Origin of the sequence: Streptomyces otsuchiensis (genome assembly GCF_004305975.1) — a bacterium.
In the GTDB taxonomy this organism is placed as follows: Bacteria; Actinomycetota; Actinomycetes; order Streptomycetales; family Streptomycetaceae; genus Streptomyces; species Streptomyces otsuchiensis.
On the sequence record NZ_BHZI01000417.1, the window covers coordinates 1 to 3608 of the forward strand.

The 3608-nt window shown below is 74.5% G+C and carries 3 protein-coding genes and 1 pseudogene; all 4 read right to left on the reverse strand.

The annotated features are described in order from the left end of the window. Nucleotides 1-233, reverse strand: a pseudogene (locus E0D90_RS28150) (hypothetical protein); the annotation flags it as partial. Nucleotides 234-303: 70 nt separating this feature from the next. Continuing rightward, on the reverse strand, nucleotides 304-1266 hold the full coding sequence (locus tag E0D90_RS24505) for a DUF2510 domain-containing protein (RefSeq protein WP_227870477.1): 963 nt from the start codon (nucleotides 1264-1266) through the stop codon (nucleotides 304-306). Between the two features lie 84 nt (nucleotides 1267-1350). Next, on the reverse strand, nucleotides 1351-2106 hold the full coding sequence (locus E0D90_RS24510; protein ID WP_227870478.1) for a 3-oxoacyl-ACP reductase: 756 nt from the start codon (nucleotides 2104-2106) through the stop codon (nucleotides 1351-1353). An 80-nt stretch (nucleotides 2107-2186) separates the two neighbouring features. Continuing rightward, nucleotides 2187-3584 carry an aldehyde dehydrogenase family protein gene (locus tag E0D90_RS24515; protein ID WP_130800132.1) on the reverse strand — a complete coding sequence of 466 codons (1398 nt, stop codon included), beginning with the start codon at nucleotides 3582-3584 and terminating at the stop codon, nucleotides 2187-2189. Nucleotides 3585-3608 lie beyond the last annotated feature (24 nt).

Sequence of the window (3608 nt, forward strand, 5' to 3'; positions counted from 1 at the left end):
TGATCGAGGGCGAGGGTGCCGGCCCCACGGGGCGGCAGGGTGCCGTGCGGCGGGAGGGTGCCGTGCGGCGGGACGGTGCCGTGCGAGGGGACCGCCGGCGAAGGGCGGTGCGGCGGTGGCGCCTTGGGCCGTGCGGTTGCCCCCGGTGGGAGCGGCGGCTTGCTCATGTGCGGCACGGGCGGACCGGCGGGACGCGGGCGGTGGGCCGCGTACGAGCCGTGCTCGGTGCTCATCCCTCTGCCCCCTGCTCACCCGTCACCGGCTGTCAGCCTCCGCGGCTGTGGTCACTCTACGGTCGAACGTTCACACATCGGTACCGGGCGTTTCCCCGGTGGCGGGACGCACGCCCTCGACCAGCGCCTCCATCAGGGGCTGACCGGGGCCGTCGGCGTCGGCGCTCCAGCCGAGGCGCAGCAGCAGCATCGTCCCCGAGCCGTCGGGGGCGGGGAAGGCGACCGTCTCGGCGTACGCCTGCGTCCCGGCGCCGGTCTCCAGCCAGCGGCGGACGCGGTGGCCGGTGGTACCGGCGACCGTGACCTCCTCGGAGAGTTCCTCGCGGTGGTCGGTGATGCCGCCGTAGGCGTCGTCGGGAAAGGAGACCTCGGTGTGTTCGATGACGTCGCGGTGCGCGGCGGCGCGCGGGTCGCTCTCGGCTCCGCCGGGGATCATGAAGGCGCCGGCGCGCACGCAGGTGCGTTCGGAGTCGTTGGGGCAGGGGTACTCGGCGTCGGTCACGGAGACCCCGTCGATGGAGCGTTCGGTCCATCCGTCGGGTACGGGCAGGGTGGCTCCGGCCAGGCCGGTGCTGGTCCAGCGTGTGAAGTCGGTTCCGGCGGCGGGCGGTTCGTCACCGTCCGGCCGGTTCTCGTCCTCGGCGTCGTCGTCGCTGCCGGTGTCCTCGTCGGCGCCGTCGGTGGACTCGCCGGTCCGGTCGGCGGGATCGGCGGCCGAGTCGTCCGGTGCGGTGGTGCCACCCATCAGCAGCGCGGCGATGACGAGGGCGGCGGCCACCGCGGCGCCGCCGGCGACGGCCGCGGTGCGACGGCGCGACGCCGTCCCCGCCGCTCCCGCGTCCTTGGTTCCGGAGGCCGGGTCCTCGCCGGGGGCGGGGACGTCGGTGGCGGGCGGATCCGGCGCTGCGGGCGCGTCCCCGGCCGCGGTGTCCCGGGTCTGCCCGGTCCAGTTGGTCCCGTCCCACCAGCGTTCGGGCGCGGGCCCGTTGCCCGCGAACCCCGGGTCGGGGTACCAGCCGGGAGGCATCGTCATACTCACCCGTGCAGCCTAGCGGCGGAGCCCGGTGTGTGTACCGGTACCGGCCGGTGCCGGCCGGTACCGGTACTCCTGCGGCGGTTACAGCGGAGTGACGTAGGCGCCCGAGATCCCGCCGTCGACCAGGAAGTTCGAGGCGTTCACAAAGCCGGCGTCGTCACTGGCGAGGAAGGCGACGGCGCCCGCGATCTCCTCGGGTTCGGCGAACCGGCCGACCGGAACGTGCACCAGGCGGCGCGCCGCGCGCTCGGGGTCCTTGGCGAACAGCTCCTTCAGCAAAGGGGTGTTGACCGGCCCGGGGCACAGGGCGTTGACGCGGATGCCCTCGCGGGCGAACTGGACGCCCAGTTCCCGGGACATCGCCAGTACGCCTCCTTTGGAGGCGGTGTAGCTGATCTGCGAGGTGGCCGCGCCCATCACGGCGACGAAGGAGGCCGTGTTGATGATCGAGCCGCGGCGCTGTTCGCGCATGTAGGGCAGCACGGCCTGGCAGCAGAGGTACACCGAGGTGAGGTTGGTGAGCTGCACCCGCTCCCAGGCGTCGATGCCGGTGGTGAGGATGGAGTCGTCGTCGGGCGGCGAGATCCCGGCGTTGTGGAAGGAGACGTCGATCGAGCCGTAGGTGCGGTGCGCGGTCTCGAAGAGCGCCGCCACCTGCTCCGCGTCGGTGACGTCGGTCCGCACGAACAGCCCGCCGGTCTCCCGCGCGGCGGCCTCGCCGGCGTCGGCGTCGATGTCGGCGCACACCACGTGGGCCCCCTCGGATGCGAACCGCCGGGCGGTCGCCAGTCCGATGCCGCTGCCGGCTCCGGTGACGACGGCGGTGCGGCCCACCAGCCGCCGGCAGACGGGCTGCCGGTCACCGTCCTGGCCGTGGTCGGTCGGCTCGCCCGTCGGCTGGTGGTTCGGCTGGTCGGTCACGAGGGCTCCTCGGTGCTGATGAAGACGTTCTTGGTCTCGGTGAAGGCGGTGAGGGCGTCGGGGCCGAGTTCCCGCCCCAGCCCGGACTGCTTGAAGCCGCCGAAGGGGGTCGCGTAGCGGACGGCGCTGTGGGAGTTGACGGAGAGGTTGCCGGCGGCGACCGCCCGGGACACCCGCAGCGCGCGGCCGACATCCCGGGTCCACAGCGAGCCGGCGAGGCCGTAGTCGGTGGCGTTGGCCTGGCGCACGGCGTCCGCCTCGCCGGTGAACCGGGTGACGACGGCCACCGGCCCGAACACCTCCTCGGTCAGGGCGCGCCGGGGAGCGCTGTGCGCCTCCAGGACGGTGGCCGGGTACCAGTAGCCGGGGCCGTCGGGGACGGCTCCGCGAACGGCGGCCGGGGTGGTCTCGGGCACCAGGGCACGCACCCGTTCACGGTGCCCGGCCGAGATCAGCGGGCCGAGGTCGGTGGCGGGGTCGGTCGGGTCTCCGGCCCGCAGTGCGAGGACGGCTGGCTCCAGCAGTTCCAGGAACCGGTCGTAGCAGCTGTCCTCGACCAGGATGCGGGTGCGCGCGCAGCAGTCCTGGCCGGTGTTGTCGAGAAAGGAGCCGGGGGCGGTGGCCGCGGCCCGTTCCAGGTCGGAGTCGGCGAAGACGATGTTGGGGCTCTTGCCGCCGAGTTCGAGGGTGAGCCGCTTGGTGGTGGCGGCGCAGCGGGCCATGATGCGCCGGCCGACCGCAGTGGATCCGGTGAAGACGATCTTGGCGACGCCGGGGTGGTCCACCAGCGCCTCACCGGTGACGTCGCCGGCGCCGGGCAGGACCTGGAACAGGTCCTCGGGCAGCCCTGCGGCCAGGGCCAGTTCGGCCAGGCGCAGCGCCGTCAGCGGGGTCGTCTCGGCGGGCTTGAGCAGGACGGCGTTGCCGGCGGCGAGCGCGGGGGCGCTGCCCCAGCCCGCGACGGGCATGGGGAAGTTCCAGGGGGCGATGACGCCGACGACCCCCAGCGGTTCGGCGAAGGTGAGGTTGACGCCACCGGCGACCGGGATCTGCCGGCCGGCGAGTCGTTCCACTCCCCCGGCCGCGTACTCCAGCACGTCACGGACGTTGCCCGCCTCCCAGCGGGAGTTGGCCAGCGGGTGGCCGGCCTCGCGGGTCTCCAGCGCCGCGAGTTCCTCCAGGTGGGTGTCGACCTCGGCGGCGAAGCGGCGCAGCAGCCGGGCGCGGTCGGCGGGCGCGAGCCCGGCCCAGCGGCGCTGGGCGGCGGCGGCCCGGGTGACGGCGTGGTCCACCTCCCGCGGTGAGGTCTCGGGTACGGTGGCGATCGTCTCCTCGGTGGCGGGGTTGACCACCGGGTGGGCGCGTGGCCCGGGGTCGGGGGTGTGGTGCGGCACGGGTGGCGGCTCCTGGTGGTGCGT

Bases quoted from the DNA above. Each gene is read 5' to 3' on its own strand.
- E0D90_RS24505 (WP_227870477.1), bottom strand. From the start codon at position 1,266: ATGACGATGCCTCCCGGCTGGTACCCCGACCCGGGGTTCGCGGGCAAC.